Source organism: Maribacter zhoushanensis, assembly GCF_029350975.1.
Taxonomy (GTDB): Bacteria; Bacteroidota; Bacteroidia; order Flavobacteriales; family Flavobacteriaceae; genus Maribacter; species Maribacter zhoushanensis.
Genome location: NZ_JARKMR010000004.1, coordinates 66,064 through 81,425 on the forward strand (window position 1 = coordinate 66,064; position 15,362 = coordinate 81,425).

The 15,362-nt window shown below is 34.6% G+C and carries 13 protein-coding genes; 6 read left to right on the plus strand and 7 right to left on the minus strand.

Annotated features, from left to right (window positions below):
* Positions 1 to 9 precede the first annotated feature (9 nt).
* Entirely contained in the window at positions 10 to 264 is a 255-nt protein-coding gene (locus PXD56_RS13850; protein WP_276493936.1) for a DUF4834 domain-containing protein, read from the minus strand.
* 87 nt (positions 265 to 351) lie between these two features.
* Here PXD56_RS13850 and PXD56_RS13855 point away from each other — a divergent pair, with 87 nt between their 5' ends.
* Entirely contained in the window at positions 352 to 1,437 is a 1,086-nt protein-coding gene (locus PXD56_RS13855) for a transporter (protein ID WP_276493937.1), read from the plus strand.
* Positions 1,438 to 1,525: 88 nt separating this feature from the next.
* Positions 1,526 to 2,644, plus strand: a complete 1,119-nt coding sequence (locus PXD56_RS13860) for a GTP cyclohydrolase (RefSeq protein ID WP_276493938.1) — start codon at positions 1,526 to 1,528, stop codon at positions 2,642 to 2,644.
* A gap of 68 nt (positions 2,645 to 2,712) precedes the next feature.
* Here PXD56_RS13860 and capB read toward each other — a convergent pair whose 3' ends face one another.
* From capB to PXD56_RS13875, 3 genes are all read right to left on the minus strand, one after another.
* Positions 2,713 to 3,972, minus strand: coding sequence for a cysteate-C-fatty acyltransferase (gene capB, locus PXD56_RS13865; protein ID WP_276493939.1), 1,260 nt, complete (start codon positions 3,970 to 3,972; stop codon positions 2,713 to 2,715).
* 116 nt (positions 3,973 to 4,088) lie between these two features.
* Positions 4,089 to 5,129 (minus strand): cysteate synthase, encoded by a 1,041-nt coding sequence (capA, locus tag PXD56_RS13870; protein WP_276493940.1) that lies wholly within the window; start codon positions 5,127 to 5,129, stop codon positions 4,089 to 4,091.
* A 79-nt stretch (positions 5,130 to 5,208) separates the two neighbouring features.
* A complete protein-coding gene (locus tag PXD56_RS13875) occupies positions 5,209 to 7,266 on the minus strand; it encodes a S9 family peptidase (protein WP_276493941.1) in 2,058 nt (685 codons plus the stop codon).
* A 125-nt stretch (positions 7,267 to 7,391) separates the two neighbouring features.
* Here PXD56_RS13875 and PXD56_RS13880 point away from each other — a divergent pair, with 125 nt between their 5' ends.
* On the plus strand, positions 7,392 to 7,718 hold the full coding sequence (locus tag PXD56_RS13880; RefSeq protein WP_276493942.1) for a YbaB/EbfC family nucleoid-associated protein: 327 nt from the start codon (positions 7,392 to 7,394) through the stop codon (positions 7,716 to 7,718).
* Between the two features lie 41 nt (positions 7,719 to 7,759).
* Positions 7,760 to 8,212 (plus strand): thioredoxin family protein, encoded by a 453-nt coding sequence (locus PXD56_RS13885; RefSeq protein WP_276493943.1) that lies wholly within the window; start codon positions 7,760 to 7,762, stop codon positions 8,210 to 8,212.
* A 433-nt stretch (positions 8,213 to 8,645) separates the two neighbouring features.
* On the opposite strand, the gene PXD56_RS13890 is transcribed toward PXD56_RS13885, so the two are convergent.
* On the minus strand, positions 8,646 to 9,746 hold the full coding sequence (locus PXD56_RS13890; RefSeq protein WP_276493944.1) for an OmpA family protein: 1,101 nt from the start codon (positions 9,744 to 9,746) through the stop codon (positions 8,646 to 8,648).
* 191 nt (positions 9,747 to 9,937) lie between these two features.
* Between PXD56_RS13890 and PXD56_RS13895 the strand changes: the two genes are divergently transcribed.
* Positions 9,938 to 10,252 carry a YegP family protein gene (locus PXD56_RS13895; protein WP_276493945.1) on the plus strand — a complete coding sequence of 105 codons (315 nt, stop codon included), beginning with the start codon at positions 9,938 to 9,940 and terminating at the stop codon, positions 10,250 to 10,252.
* Here the strand turns inward: PXD56_RS13895 and PXD56_RS13900 are convergent.
* Both PXD56_RS13900 and PXD56_RS13905 read right to left on the minus strand, forming a co-directional pair.
* A complete protein-coding gene (locus tag PXD56_RS13900; RefSeq protein ID WP_276493946.1) occupies positions 10,245 to 11,267 on the minus strand; it encodes a threonine aldolase family protein in 1,023 nt (340 codons plus the stop codon). The two genes, PXD56_RS13895 and PXD56_RS13900, sit on opposite strands and share 8 nt — an antisense overlap.
* A 21-nt stretch (positions 11,268 to 11,288) precedes the next feature.
* Positions 11,289 to 13,697 (minus strand): zinc-dependent metalloprotease, encoded by a 2,409-nt coding sequence (locus PXD56_RS13905; RefSeq protein WP_276493947.1) that lies wholly within the window; start codon positions 13,695 to 13,697, stop codon positions 11,289 to 11,291.
* 194 nt (positions 13,698 to 13,891) lie between these two features.
* On the opposite strand from PXD56_RS13905, the gene PXD56_RS13910 reads away from it, so the two are divergent.
* Positions 13,892 to 15,355: a circularly permuted type 2 ATP-grasp protein gene (locus PXD56_RS13910; protein ID WP_276493948.1), complete on the plus strand. Its 1,464-nt coding sequence runs from the start codon at positions 13,892 to 13,894 to the stop codon at positions 15,353 to 15,355.
* Positions 15,356 to 15,362: the final 7 nt, after the last annotated feature.

Here is a 15,362-nt window from a genome sequence, read left to right on the forward strand (position 1 = left end):
CAAAGATAACTAGTCTAGCTCTTCAAAATCAATGTATTCACCTACTTTTTCAGAATCGTTCTTTTTTCTAGAAGGTTTTTTATTGATAATAACACTTTCTTCTTCCTCTTGTTGAAAAGGACGTTGATTATCAAAAGCTTCTCTGAAATGAGATTCAGTTTTCTTGGCAGCGTAGTTTAATATTTTCGGCGCAAATAACTTCGCTAAAAATTTTAGCAAGTAATACACCAAAAGAATAATTAATATAGTTTTTAAAAAAGCCATTTATTCTTACTTAAGATATATCAAAAATACAATTATCACGTTGTATATAAAGAATCATACTATTAAAATAAATATAAAATCGTGTTCATGAATAGTCTTTTTGCCTACTCTAAATCATATAAATACGTATTAACCCTATTATTTCTTATACCACTGGCGGGTATTTCTCAGTACACAGATGTAATAAACTCTAACAGACCAGGTGTTTCCGTAAGTGCTTATGCCGTTGGTAAAAATGTGGTACAAGCAGAAATGGGATTGTTTTATGAGCAAAAAGACCACACGCTTTTAAACACAGAGTCTAATATTTGGGGAACCGATATTTCATTACGATACGGTTTACTATTCGAAAAATTAGAATTGAATTATGAAGGTACATTTCAAAATCAAAACCTTACCAATTTAAATTTTAATGTAGAAGCGACGCGAAGAGATTTCACGAGAAATAGATTAGGATTAAAATTTCTTGTCTATGACCCGTTCAAAAATCCTGAAGCAAATAAGCCAAACCTATATAGCTGGAGAGCGAATAATAAATTTCAATTTAAGAATCTTTTACCTGCAGTTTCCATATACGGTGGTGCTAACTTTGTTTTTGGCGATAATCCTTTTTATATAGGCGAACCTTCCATTTCTTACCGTGGTATGATTGCCACACAAAGTCGTTTAACACCAAGGTTTGTCTTAATAACAAATACGGCATATGACCGCATAAGTACAGATGACTCAGAATTAAGTTATACCATTTCATTATCACATGCATTTAGAAATCCAAAATGGAGTGTTTTCGTGGAACACCAAGGTATAAACAGTGATCGTTATTCAGATTTATTGATCCGTGGTGGTATTGCCCATTTACTCAAAGAAAATTTTCAATTGGATATTAATATGGGAGCTAGTTTAAAAAATACTCCTACCCGCATTTTCTTTGGATTAGGTGGTTCATATAGAATGGACTTTCATAAAGACAAGCTTAAACCTATAGAAGATCAAGAAGCTGACCAAAATGGTGGAGCTATTGACAAAAAGGCAATGAAAAAGAAAAAGAAGGAACAAAAAGAAAAAGGAAACGGTGCAGAAGACATTGACCTTGGTCCTTCTAAAAAACAACTTAAGAAATTAAAGAAAGCAGAAAAGAAGAAAAAGAAAGAAAGTAGCGAGATAGACTTTTAAATCACTACCATACTACATTATTTTTCATTCTCAACCACTTTAATTTGTTGATTAATATCACTAATATTGGCACTTCTAAAGAAGTTCAATGATCACATTACATGAAGCTAAAACAAAGCAAGACTTAAAACGCTTTGTAACTTTTCCGTTTTCGCTATACAAAGACAATAAGTATTGGGTTCCTCCCATTATTAACGATGAGCTAGAAAGCTTTGACAAGGATAAAAACCCCGTTTTTAAAGATGCAGAAGCATGGTTCTTTCTTGCCAAGGACGGAGATAAAATTGTGGGTCGTGTAGCTGCAATTATTAATCGTCTTGAAATAAACCAACAGCAAATAAAAAAGATGCGTTTTGGTTGGTTTGATTTTATTGATAACCCAGAAGTTTCAAAAACACTTTTAGATAAAGTTGCCGAAATAGGAAAAGAGCACAATTTAGAATATATGGAAGGTCCTGTTGGATTCTCAAATCTAGATAAGGTAGGTGTTCTAGTAGAAGGTTTTGACCATATTGGTACTATGATTACCTGGTACAACCATTCTTACTATCAAAGTCATTATGAAAAATTAGGCTTTGTAAAAGAAAAGGAATACATGGAAAATAAGTTTCCAGCAAAAAATGCAAATCCAGCTTTATTTACAAGATTGAATGATTTAGTAAAAAAACGCTACGGATTAAAAGAGGTTAATTTTACCAAAACAAAAGAGGTGATGCCTATGGCAGACGAAATGTTTGACCTCTTTAATGCAACCTATGCAAACCTTTCTTCATTTGTACCAATTACGGAAATACAGAAAGCATATTTCAAGAAAAAATACATCAGCTTTATAAATCCTGAATACATAAAGTTTGTAAAAGATAAAGAAGACAAGTTAATAGCCTTTGCTATTGTAATGCCAGCTTTTTCTGAAGCTTTACAAAAAGCAAAAGGTAAGCTTTTCCCGTTCGGATTGTTCCATTTACTAAAGGCAAAGAAGAACAGTAAGGATGTTATTTTCTACTTAATAGGCATAGACCCAGAATATCAAAATAAAGGTGTCACAGCAGTAATATTCAACGAATACCATAAAACATTTAGCGATAAAGGTATTGACATGTGCTATAGAACTCCTGAGCTGGAAGAAAACCTAGCTATAAAACAAATGTGGAAACATTTTGACCCTAAAGTTTATAAGCGCAGAAGAACTTATAAAAAATCGCTTTAAAAAAACTGTAATAAAAAAGCCCGGAATCATTTGTTTCCGGGCTTTTTCAAATATGAATCAATAAGGGATTATTCTCCCATTGCGGCTGCAACTGCAGCAGATAATCTTTTGTAAGTACCATTCTGTAAACGCTCTCTAATAGCTGAGAATGCTGCCAATGTTTCTTCAACATCTTGCAATGTATGTGTTGCCGTAGGTATTAAACGTAAAAGAATAAGTCCTTTAGGTATTACCGGATACACAACAATAGAACAGAAAATTCCGTGGTTTTCACGTAAATCTTTAACCAACGCCATTGCCTCAGGAATACTACCGTTAAGGTATACTGGTGTTACACAACTAGTAGTTGTACCAATATCAAAACCTTTTTCTTTTAATCCGTTTTGTAACGCATTTACATTCTCCCAAAGTTTAGCCTTAAGCTCTGGTTGTGTACGTAACATATCTAAACGCTTCAATGCACCTTTTACATAAACCATTGGTAATGATTTAGCGAACATTTGAGAACGTAGGTTGTATTTTAAATAATCTATGATTTCTTGATCTGCAGCAACAAAAGCACCAATACTGGCCATAGACTTAGCAAAAGTTGCCAAGTAAACGTCAATACCATCTTGTACTCCTTGTTCTTGACCTGCACCAGCACCAGTTTCACCTAAAGTACCAAAACCATGTGCATCATCAACCAATAATCTAAAGTTGAATTTTTCTTTTAAAGCAACAATTTCTTTAAGAATACCTTGCTCACCACGCATACCAAAAACACCTTCGGAGATAACCAATATACCTCCACCAGTCTGCTCGGCTAATTTTGTAGCACGCTCTAGGTTCTTCTCTAAACTTTCTGGATTATTGTGGACAAACGTAAAACGTTTACCCATATGTAAACGCACACCATCAATAATACATGCATGACAGTCTACATCATAAACTATAATATCATCTTTAGTAACAAGGGCGTCAATAACTGACATAAAACCTTGGTAACCAAAATTTAATAAGTAAGCAGCTTCCTTTTGAACAAAAGCAGCACATTCTTGCTCTAATTGCTCATGAAACTCTGTATGACCACTCATCATTCTTGCTCCCATTGGGTACGCAGAACCATATTCAGCTGCAGCCTCACCATCAACCTGCTTTATCTCCGGAAGATTTGCCAAGCCTAAATAGTCATTGATACTCCAGGTGATAACTTCTTTCCCCTGAAATTTCATTCTATTAGAAATAGGACCTTCCAACTTAGGGAACACAAAGTACCCCTCTGCTTGTGAAGCCCATTTACCTAAAGGGCCTTTATTCGCTAAAATTCTATCAAATAAGTCTTTCATTGTTTAATTTGGATCTGTCTGCAAAAGTAAATAATTTTGCTAAAGATTCATAAATTATTTACAACGCAAAAAAGCGGGCTATAAACCCACTTTTTTACAACTATATCTAGTATAAATTACTTTATGTATTGTATCTCTTGAGTCTCTTCTACTGTTTCAGTATTCAAGAAACCTTGATCTTCCATCCACTGGTCGCTATATATTTTGCTCATATAACGAGAACCGTGATCAGGGAAAATACAAACCACGTTACTATTTTCGTCAAATGTATTTAATTCATCCAACTGCTTAATAGCCTGCATTACCGCACCACTAGTATACCCAACAAAGATACCCTCTGTTCTAGATATCTCTCTAGCTGTGTGTGCACTTTCTGCATCTGTAACTTTGATGAATTCATCAATTGCAGCAAAATCAGTAGCTCCAGGTATTAAGTTTTTACCTAAACCTTCTATTCTATAAGGATAGATTTCGTTGGTATCCAGTTTACCTGTTTCATGATATTTTTTTAATACAGAACCAAAGGCATCAACACCAATAACTTTGATATTAGGATTTTGCTCCTTTAAAAAACGAGCAGTACCAGAAATGGTACCACCAGTACCACTACAAGCAATAAGGTGTGTTATTTGTCCACCAGTTTGTTCCCAAATTTCAGGACCTGTAGATTTGTAATGCGCTTCCATATTCAGTTTATTAAAGTACTGATTGATGTATATGGAACCTTTTGTTTCTTTATGCATTCTCTTAGCCACTTCATAGTAAGACCTAGGATCATCTGCACTTACGTGAGCCGGACAAACATACACCTTAGCGCCCATAGAGCGAAGCATATCTATTTTATCTGGAGATGATTTAGAACTAACCGCCAGTATACAATCGTACCCTTTAATGATACTTGCCATTGCAATACTAAAACCGGTATTTCCTGAAGTTGTTTCTATTACCGTGCTACCTTCTGTAAGTATACCTGCTTTCTCAGCCTGCTCGATAATATGAATCGCAATTCTGTCTTTAGAAGAGTGACCTGGATTAAATGCTTCTACCTTGGCGTAAAAATTACCAGTAAGGTTTTCGGCTATTTTATTTAACTTAACTAGTGGTGTATCACCAACTAGTTCTAATATATTGTTGTAAGCCCTGATCTCATTTTTCATAAGGGGGATATCAATGTTTAGTTATTATATAAACGAAATTTGTTAAAATTTCTGTTGCAAATTTACTGTTTTTTTTCCATTATGCGATTTTTCCTTCTAAATCTAAAAGAAATGCATATTCCTTGGCTACCTCTCTTAAAGACTCAAACCTGCCCGAAGCACCACCATGACCGGCTTCCATATTCGTATTCAACAACAGCACATGATCGTCTTTCTTTAGCTCCCTAAGCTTTGCAACCCACTTTGCAGGTTCAAAATATTGGACTTGAGAATCATGTAGCCCTGTTGTTACCAGCATATTTGGATATTCTTGAGCAACAACATTGTCATAAGGAGAATACGATTTCATATAATCGTAATAGACTTTCTCATTAGGGTTACCCCACTCATCATATTCACCAGTAGTCAACGGTATAGAATCATCTAACATGGTAGTTACTACATCTACAAAAGGTACCGCTGCAATTACACCATTGTAAATATCTGGTTGCATATTAATTATCGCCCCCATCAATAGACCACCTGCAGAACCGCCCATAGCATATAAGTGCTTATTACTGGTCATTTGCTGTTCAATCAAGTATTTAGAGCAATCGATAAAATCAGTAAACGTATTTTTCTTTTTCAAGAGTTTTCCTGTCTCGTACCATCTACGACCCAGATACTCCCCTCCTCTTATATGGGTAATTGCAAATACAAATCCGCGGTCAAGCAAGCTCAACCTCACCGTAGAAAAATAAGGATCAATTGTAGACCCGTAAGATCCATAGGCATATTGTAGAATAGGCGTATTTTCATCTAGAACAGCATCTTTTCTATAAACGATTGACATTGGTATTTTCTCACCATCTCTTGCTGTAGCCCATAAGCGCTCTTCTTTATAATTTACCTTATTGAACAGACCGCCTAAAACCTGTTGTTCTTTTTTAATCTCTTTGGTTTTGGTACGCATGTTAAAATCGATAACAGAACTAGGCGTTGACATTGAGTTGTATGAATACCTCAAAACCTCGGTGTCAAAATCAGGATTACTACCCACGTAGGCAGTATACGTTTCACTTTTAAAAGGCAAATAATACTCTTCACTACCGTCCCAACGAACAATTCTTATTCTATTAAGTCCGTTTTCACGCTCAGAAAGCACATAGTATTCCTTAAAAATATCGATATCCTCTAAAAGCACATCTTTTCTATGGGAAATGAATTCTTGCCAATACTCAGAGGAAGTTTTATCTTCTGATGTACGCATCAATTTAAAATTCTCTGCTTTGTCCTTGTTGGTCAATATGTAAAAACTATCTTCATAATGAAAAATAGTGTATTCCAATCCACGTTCTCTAGGCGAAAAAATCTGAAATTCCTCATCAGGTGTATCCGTAGAAAGAATTTGAAATTCAGAAGTTAAAGTACTAAATGACCCAATTACCAAATATTTCTTTGATTTTGTTCTATAAATGAATGTGCTAAACGTATCATCCTTTTCATGAAAAATCAAAACATCTTCAGACGTTGGCGTACCTAATTTATGCTTGTAAATTTTATCTGAACGAAGGGTAACCGGATCTTTACGAGTATAAAACAAAGTCTTGTTGTCGTTTGCCCAAACTCCGCCACCTGTAGTGTTCTCTATTTTATCATCTAAAACAGCACCAGTTTCAAGATTTTTAATCTGTAGGGTATATTGCCGTCTAGAAACAGTATCTACACCAAAAGCGGCCATTTTATTATTTGGACTAATGGCTATACCTCCAAGACTAAAGTAATCATAGCCTTTAGCCATGTCATTGCAATTGAACATGATTTCCTCTTCAGTATCTAGATTATTTTTAAATCTTGAGTATAAAGGGTATTCACCACCAATAACATATCTTGTACTATACCAGTAATCATTCAATTTATAAGGAACAGAAGAATCGTCTTCTTTGATCCTACCTTTCATTTCTTGAAATAAATCTTCCTGAAAATCTTTAGTATGATCAGTTATAGTTTGATAATACTCATTCTCAGCCTCTAGATAAGAAATAACATCTTTATTTTCCTTATCATTTAACCAATAATAATCATCTACCCGAACATCATCATGAATAATTAATTCTTTCGGAACTTTTTGCGCCTTTGGCGGATGCTTAACACTCATACAAACTACATTATAAAATAAGATGGCAAAAATAAGACTAATTAACAGACCCCCGTTTTATTACCGTTAAAAACTAAAATGCCTCTATTTTTATTATTTTTACAACCTAAAATAAAAATGAAATTATGTTCGGAGATATGATGGGTATGATGGGAAAACTCAAAGAGACCCAAAAAAAAGTAGAAGAAACCAAAAAAAGATTAGATACAGTTTCGTTAGAAGAAAAGTCTAATGACGGTTTAGTTTCTGTTACCATAACAGCGAATAGAGAAATTAAGAAAATAGTAATAGATGACAGTCTTTTGCAAGATAAAGAGCAATTAGAAGATTATTTGATACTTACCTTAAACAAAGCTATAAAGAACGCAACTAACGTAAACGAAACAGAATTAGCAGCGGTTGCCAAAGACGGAATGCCCAATATTCCCGGCATGGATTCGTTATTTAAGTAAGATTGGCAAGTTATTTGTAGTAAACCTGTAAAATATAAATTATGAAGTATTTAATTCTATTATTCATGATTCCGCTTTTTGCTTCTGCACAAGCAGACTATAACAGCGTAGATGATTCTAAATGGCTTACCAATTACGATTCTGCTATTTCAAAAGCTAAAAAGCAAAAGAAAAATGTATTGGTTTATTTTACGGGTAGCGACTGGTGTCCGCCTTGTAAAATGCTAAAAACCGATTTGTTCGATACTAACGAGTTTCAAGAATTATCAAATAATTATATACTTCTATATATTGATGTACCTAGAAACAGAGATTTGATTTCAGAGAAGCAAATGATTCACAATAAAGAATTGTTGACGAAACTGAATAAGAAAAAAGTGTTTCCAATGTTTAAAATAATAGATGCCAAAGGAAAGGAACTAGATAAATTATCTGGCTACAGTATGAACGGTGTCATAGACTCTCATCTTAGACTTTTAGAGAAGAATAAATAAAAAATATCAATAATAAATAAAATGGGCTTACATGATGTAAGCCCATTTTATTTTGATATAATTCTACAAACCACTATTCTAATAAAGCATTTACAAGTACCCAATTGTCATTTAAAATTCAAATAGATATTCTCGTCTCTTGCAATCTTAGTTTAGTCCTTAAACTCCTCTACAACAGCGCATACTTGCGGTTCGTCAAGACAGCACCCAATTATATTACTTAGAAATTAAATAAAGCCTCGGTACCTCAGCCAGTATAAATAAATGGTCAACCTTACTCTTAACATAGCACTACTCTTTATGACAAAATCTACTATCTTATAGATTAGAATAGACTACAAAGTAAAATCTATGATACATAGCAGTGGAAACTTTAAAGCATAAAAAAAGGGCTTACTTTACGTAAGCCCTTTTTCACTAAATTACCTAATAATTAGTTATTAATTAATCTAAATTGAGTTCTTCTGTTTGCAGCGTGCTCTCTTGCAGTACAAGAAACACCATCACTACATCTGTTTAATAATTTAGTTTCACCGTAACCGTTAGCAACTAAAAGACTAGAGTTAACACCTTTTGAGATCAAGTAATCTGCAACCGCTTTAGCTCTTCTTTCAGAAAGATTTTGGTTAGATGCAGCACCACCTTGAGAATCTGTGTGAGAAGCTAATTCAACTTTAACACCAGGGTTTTGAGCTAATACAGGTAACAATCTGTTATCGATAATACTTTTTGCTGCAGAAGTTAATGTTGCGCTACCAGAATCCCAGTTGATTGGTAATGCTTGGTACTCAACTAATGCACATTCTACTTCTTTCCATGTAGTTAAACCACCTTTTTCTTTTAAAACTTCTTTAGTAAGTGTAGTAGTCTTAGCAGGTACTATCTCTTCAACAGTATAAGCATCTTTATCTAATACAGTTTTAGTAATTTCTCTGTACTCAGCAGGAATAATTTTCTCAACAACAGTTGCAGGAGAAATTAATACTGACTTAGTGTAAGATCCATTTTTAGAACCTAATGGAGTACTAGTTGTAGATGCATCACTTGCAAGAACTTGAGTTGAAACTGTCTCAAATTGTGCAGGATACCCTTTGTAACACCAGTATCTACAATCATCTGGATTACCAGATTCACAATCAGGAGCAGCAACACCTAGCTCCCATTGAGCATAAGCTGGCTTTATTTCTAATGTTTGTGTGCTAGGAGAAAAAGAAGCAGGGATCACCTGTAAAGAATTTCCACCTCCTTTAGATACATACGTTACAGTTTCTGTTCCCCACTTAGCAGGAACAACTGTTAGCACTTTTTCTTCTTCTCTCACTAATACACGTTCTGTAATTGTCTTAAATGTAGCAGGGATCGTTTTTAAAATTTTGTACGACGGGTTTGTTGTAATCGTAGTTGTTTCGTTTACATAAACATCTGGAGTTGTACAACGAACGTAACATTTACCAGGTTCTGGATTTGATGGCAAATCTTGTGCCATTGCAAAAGAAGCTGAAAACGCAACTGCTAGGAATAATACTTTCTTCATTTTGATAAGGATTTTAATAGTTAATATTTGGCAATTTATGTTAATATTTTAACATCTGTATAAGAAATGTCTTACTTTTTGTATTCTTTTCTTAATCAAAAGTTAAACGGACTTACGTCTCAATAGTTAAGACACAGCATTATTTAAAAAGTCACTAAAAAACAGAGAAAATATTATTTATCTTTATTGATATGATCAAGATCGACAAAAAAGAAGATGGGTTTTATCAGTTTATCCTGAAGTCTGACAGTGGTAATGTATTATTGAAGAGTGTATCGTTCAATACTGAAAACGAAATAGATAGCACCATAGCAGATATAAAAGCGTTAAAAAATGCCAATGGTAAATTGTTTGAACGTAGAACAAATACTGACGGTAAATTTTTAGTTGAATTAAAAAATTCTACCGGAAAAATAATTGGCTCCAGCGGACTTTATTCCTCTGAAGCCGGTATGGAAAATGGTATTTTAAATATATCTAACAGTATAGATTTAGGTATTAAATAGATTTTAACTGCTTTAATAATTCGTTATGCATGTCATCTGTATAATCTAAATGGGTTACCATTCTTAATTTACCTTGCCCCATACCTATGATTAAAATATCTTTTTCCTTTAATGTATTTACAAATTGATCACTGGTCATAAATGACTCATCAATCTCAAAAATGACAATATTGGTTTCAATTGGCTCTACCTTTTTAATATAAGATTTTGCCGATAGGACCTTACCAATCTCCTTCGCCTTTTTATGATCTTCCGCTAATCTATCTACGTGATTGTCTAAGGCATATATGGCAGCAGCAGCTAAAAAACCAGATTGACGCATACCGCCACCAAAAATCTTACGAATACGTAGCGCTTTATCCATATGCTCTTTAGTACCAATTAATAACGACCCAACCGGACAACCTAAGCCTTTGCTTAAACAAACACTAATAGTGTTGAACAACTGACCATACTGCAAAGTAGTTTCATTTTTCTCTACCATGGCATTCCATAAACGGGCACCATCTAGGTGATAACCTAACTTATGCTCATCGCAGACTTTTCTTATTTTTTGTAATTCTTGAAAATCCCAACAGGTACCACCACCTTTATTTGCGGTATTCTCCACACACACTAGAGAAGTCAACGGGCTATGATAAAAATCTGGCGGATTAATTGCGGCTTCTACCTGTTCAGCTGTCATTGTACCTCTATCACCATCTACCAACCTACAAGAGACTCCGCTATTAAAACTAACTCCCCCGCCCTCGTAGTTATAGATATGCGCATATTTATCACATATTAATTGTTCACCTGGCTGGGTATGTAATTTTATTGCAGTCTGGTTGGTCATAGTACCACTAGGAAAAAACAAGGCAGATTCCATACCAAAAAGTTTGGCAGCTTTTTCCTCTAAAGCATTTACCGTTGGGTCTTCTTTAAAAACATCATCACCGACTGCAGCAGACATCATGGCATCTAACATCCCTTTCGTTGGTTTGGTTACCGTATCACTGATAAGATTAATAAGCATAATAAAGTTCTGAAAATTGAATTAGTGAAAACAACTCATCCCTATTGGCGAACCATCAGGAATCTTTGGTGAAGGTACCACTTTGAACAATTCCGGGTGCTCCCTAAATGACTTAATTCTTCTTACCATTTCTGCACTTATGGCGTTAGAACCTGAATCTTTTACCATTTGAAAACTTAACTCCTTTAATTTTTGAGATGCAATTGCATTTACTTGCGGATGCACATTTGCGTGTCCAGCCAAGTTCATAATATGAAACAACACTCTAAAATTGATTGTAGTCTGTGCTTCGGTCAGGTAAGCATCTTTATGCTTCCTATTAATAGTTGATGCTATCAATTTATCTAAAACCTCACCTAACCCAACGTTATCGGTATCAATAGCTTTTTGTTGTATAAGTCTAGATGCTTTCTCTGGATGTAATAAAAATTTTAAAGTCATATCAGATGCCGTTTCTACAGCTGATAGCGCATCAAAAGAAACTCCTGTTTTCCCTTTGATCGATTCTCTAGTTCTTGGCGTACCGAAAGATCTAGGCGGAAATAAACTCAACTTATCTTTAGGTATAGCTATTTCATCTGCATCTAAAGTCTTTAAAACACTTTTTAACGCTTCCTCTTGCATCGCTTTATCAGCAATAGCAACAACTTCTTGTCCATCACCTTTTACCGCATAGTTATATTCTAACCCACCTATAACTTTTGCCACACCTTCGGTTTGATATCTATGAAAGAAATATAGCGGAACAAAAACATCTTCTAAAACTGAATACGGTGTACCATCTTGTATATTATCAACAGAGAAATTATTTATGGCCACCTTTCTCAACTTTAGCATATCATCTAATTCTTTGCTAACATTTGTACCATTATCCCATAGATGAGCCAATACATGGGCACTACCCTGCGGACGAGCATCTTGATCGGTTATATAACGTAGACCGTCAGCTTTTGCTTTGTCTAAAATCTTATTCAATTCATCTTTCTCATTCTCGCCTTTATCAAAGCTCTGATAAGAATAGGCAACTGTTACCTTATCCCAATCTCCAATACCAACTTCATACGCTTTAGAAAATTCAACCTTACCATCAACTAAATTAAATTGCGGGTGCGGATAATCCATCACTGACGCCTTACCGGTAGTACTAGCTGCATAATTATGCGCAAAACCTAAAGTATGACCTATTTCATGGGCAGATAACTGACGAATACGTGCAATAGCCATTTCAAGCATTGGTTGGTAATTGCCATCTCTTTCTGCAAAAGGCTTGTTCATTAATGCTTGGGCAATTAAGAAATCTTGACGTATTCTCAAACTCCCTAAACTAACATGCCCTTTCATGATTTCACCAGTTCTTGGATCGGTAATACTACTACCATAGCTCCAACCTCTTGTAGAACGGTGCACCCATTGTATTACATTATAACGAACATCTAAAGGGTCTGCATCGTCCGGTAACATTTTCAATTGAAAAGCATCTTTATAACCAATAGCCTCAAAAGCTTGGTTCCACCAACGTCCGCCTTCTAAAAGCGCAGATCTTACAGGCTCAGGAGTACCATTATCCAAATAATAAATAATAGGTTCAACAGCTTCACTAACTGCCGCAGTTGGATCTTTCTTCTCTAGGCGGTGTCTTCTTATAAATTGCTTTAAAATATTAGATTCAACAGGAGTTGCATAATCATAATAATTAAAAGGAGATGAACCAGATCTTGGATCAAACACTCGTTTTTCATATTTATCATCAGGTAGCTCTATAAAGGAATGATGCTCAGCAACAGTAACCAAGTCTGCATTTGGCGCTACACTCTTAATATAACTTCCTTTTGCCTGCCCCTTGAAAGTCATAGTAACATCAAACTCTACATTTTTTGGAAATGCTTTTGTTCTATCTAAAGCAAATGCACTTTTAGATTTATCTAGACTATAAGAACCTTGGTTCGTTCTCTTCAAACGATTAGAAACCCCATGAGCATCCTGCATTAAAAAATCGGTAATATCAATTATATACGTACCGTTTTTTTCTTCTACAATCGGGAAACCGAACAATACCGATTTTGCAAAAGCCTGTTCAACAGACTTACGTTCTAATTCATTTTCGGTTATCGCCCTATATTTCATATTTGGCTGAATCAACAATAGCTTATTACCGGCTTTTTTGAAAAAGACCACTTGCTCATCTCCCAACTGACCTCTATCTAAACCAATGTCATTACTACCTATACCACTACTAAGAGAATATACATATAAGAACTCTTCATCTAAATTATCTACTTCCAAATAAATTTTATCATGATCCCCATCATAATAAAAATCATAAAGCCCTTCATACTTTACATAGTCTTTCTTTTGGTCGCTAAACTGCGCAGACACCATATTATAGGATAGCACAAGCAACCCAACCAAAAACACATATTTCTTTTTCATTCTCTGTTAGTTTTGTCTAAAAGTATATAAAAACTTACGAATGAAAAACAGCCATAGCCAACTATATTATAAATACCATTCTTGTTAAAAATCTTATCGTATAATTACAGAATAAGGAAAAACTCTGCCGATTATTGCAAATATGACACTTGATAATTGCTATTTATCATGTACCTTTTAACAAAACTATTTCTATGGAGAACATTGAAAATCAAATTTTTTCTTCTTATCAAAGAAATCCAGATTTATATGATGAAATACATGACAAAAAAGGAAAGGTAAAAGAGATATACCAGAAACTGTTTAACCTTTATGGAGAGCATACTATAAACGATTATGTTTCTTTAAACAATAAAGCCAAAGCTTCCTTCTTTAATCAAGGTATTACATTTCAAGTTTATGGAGACAATAATGTACAAGAGAAGATTTTCCCTTTTGATTTATTTCCTCGAATAATTGACCCCGAAGAATGGGATATTATAGAACGTGGATCTATTCAAAGAAGTAAAGCTTTAAATTTATTTCTATGGGATATCTATCACGATAAAAAAATTTTAAAAGACAAAATAGTACCCATTGAATTAATTACCTCGTCAGCAAATTACCTGGATCAAATGAACGGTGTTAATCCTCCCGGTGGAATTTACAATCATATTTCAGGCACTGATATCATAAAACATAATGACGGCAAGTATTATGTTCTTGAAGATAACATAAGGTGTCCTTCAGGAGTAAGCTATGTTATATGCAACCGTACCGCACTTAAAAAAGCACTTTTTGGTGTATTCAATCATTACCAAACGCACACGGTAACCAATTATGCCGAAAATTTGCTAGAGCTATTAGAATCCGTAAAACCAAAAGGTGTAGACATACCTAACGTAGTGGTAATTACACCGGGTATGTATAACTCTGCCTTTTATGAACATTCATATTTAGCAAAAACCATGGGTGTAGAACTTGTGGAGGGTCGTGATTTGTTTGTAGAGAATGACTTTGTTTACATGAAAACCATTAAAGGCCCAGAAAAAGTCGATGTTATATACAGAAGAATTGATGATCAGTTTATTGACCCCTTAGAATTCAACCCAGATTCCGTTCTTGGTGTACCAGGTCTTTTTGCTGCATACAAAAAAGGTAATGTCACTTTAGCCAATGCGCCAGGTACAGGTGTAGCAGATGATAAGGCGGTATACACTTATATGCCACAAATCATTAAATACTATTTAGACCAGGAGCCTATTCTAAACAATGTACACACCTACCATTGCAGTAGACCAGACGAGTTAAAATATGTTTTAGAACACATACACGAACTGGTTATTAAACCGGTTGACGAAGCAGGTGGCTATGGCATCTCTATTGGCAACAGACTAAGTAAACAAGAAATAGAAAAAGTAAAAGCCGAAGTTAAGGCAAGCCCAAGGAAATATGTTGCCCAGCCTATAATGTCATTATCAGTACACCCTACATACATAGACGACACAGAATCATTTGAACAACGTCACGTAGATTTAAGAACATTTACTGTTCTAGGAAAGGACAAAGAGTTTGTTCTAAAAGGAGGATTGACACGTGTAGCGCTGAAAAAGGGAAATTTAATTGTTAATTCTTCTCAAGGAGGAGGATCAAAAGATACCTGGGTATTAAAAAAATAAAGAAATT

Bases quoted from the DNA above. Each gene is read 5' to 3' on its own strand.
- PXD56_RS13905 (WP_276493947.1), bottom strand. From the start codon at position 13,697: ATGAAAAAGAAATATGTGTTTTTGGTTGGGTTGCTTGTGCTATCCTAT.
- capB (WP_276493939.1), bottom strand. From the start codon at position 3,972: ATGAAAGACTTATTTGATAGAATTTTAGCGAATAAAGGCCCTTTAGGT.
- PXD56_RS13850 (WP_276493936.1), bottom strand. From the start codon at position 264: ATGGCTTTTTTAAAAACTATATTAATTATTCTTTTGGTGTATTACTTG.
- PXD56_RS13860 (WP_276493938.1), top strand. From the start codon at position 1,526: ATGATCACATTACATGAAGCTAAAACAAAGCAAGACTTAAAACGCTTT.
- PXD56_RS13855 (WP_276493937.1), top strand. From the start codon at position 352: ATGAATAGTCTTTTTGCCTACTCTAAATCATATAAATACGTATTAACC.
- PXD56_RS13885 (WP_276493943.1), top strand. From the start codon at position 7,760: ATGAAGTATTTAATTCTATTATTCATGATTCCGCTTTTTGCTTCTGCA.
- PXD56_RS13910 (WP_276493948.1), top strand. From the start codon at position 13,892: ATGGAGAACATTGAAAATCAAATTTTTTCTTCTTATCAAAGAAATCCA.
- PXD56_RS13890 (WP_276493944.1), bottom strand. From the start codon at position 9,746: ATGAAGAAAGTATTATTCCTAGCAGTTGCGTTTTCAGCTTCTTTTGCA.
- PXD56_RS13875 (WP_276493941.1), bottom strand. From the start codon at position 7,266: ATGAGTGTTAAGCATCCGCCAAAGGCGCAAAAAGTTCCGAAAGAATTA.
- capA (WP_276493940.1), bottom strand. From the start codon at position 5,129: ATGAAAAATGAGATCAGGGCTTACAACAATATATTAGAACTAGTTGGT.
- PXD56_RS13900 (WP_276493946.1), bottom strand. From the start codon at position 11,267: ATGCTTATTAATCTTATCAGTGATACGGTAACCAAACCAACGAAAGGG.
- PXD56_RS13880 (WP_276493942.1), top strand. From the start codon at position 7,392: ATGTTCGGAGATATGATGGGTATGATGGGAAAACTCAAAGAGACCCAA.
- PXD56_RS13895 (WP_276493945.1), top strand. From the start codon at position 9,938: ATGATCAAGATCGACAAAAAAGAAGATGGGTTTTATCAGTTTATCCTG.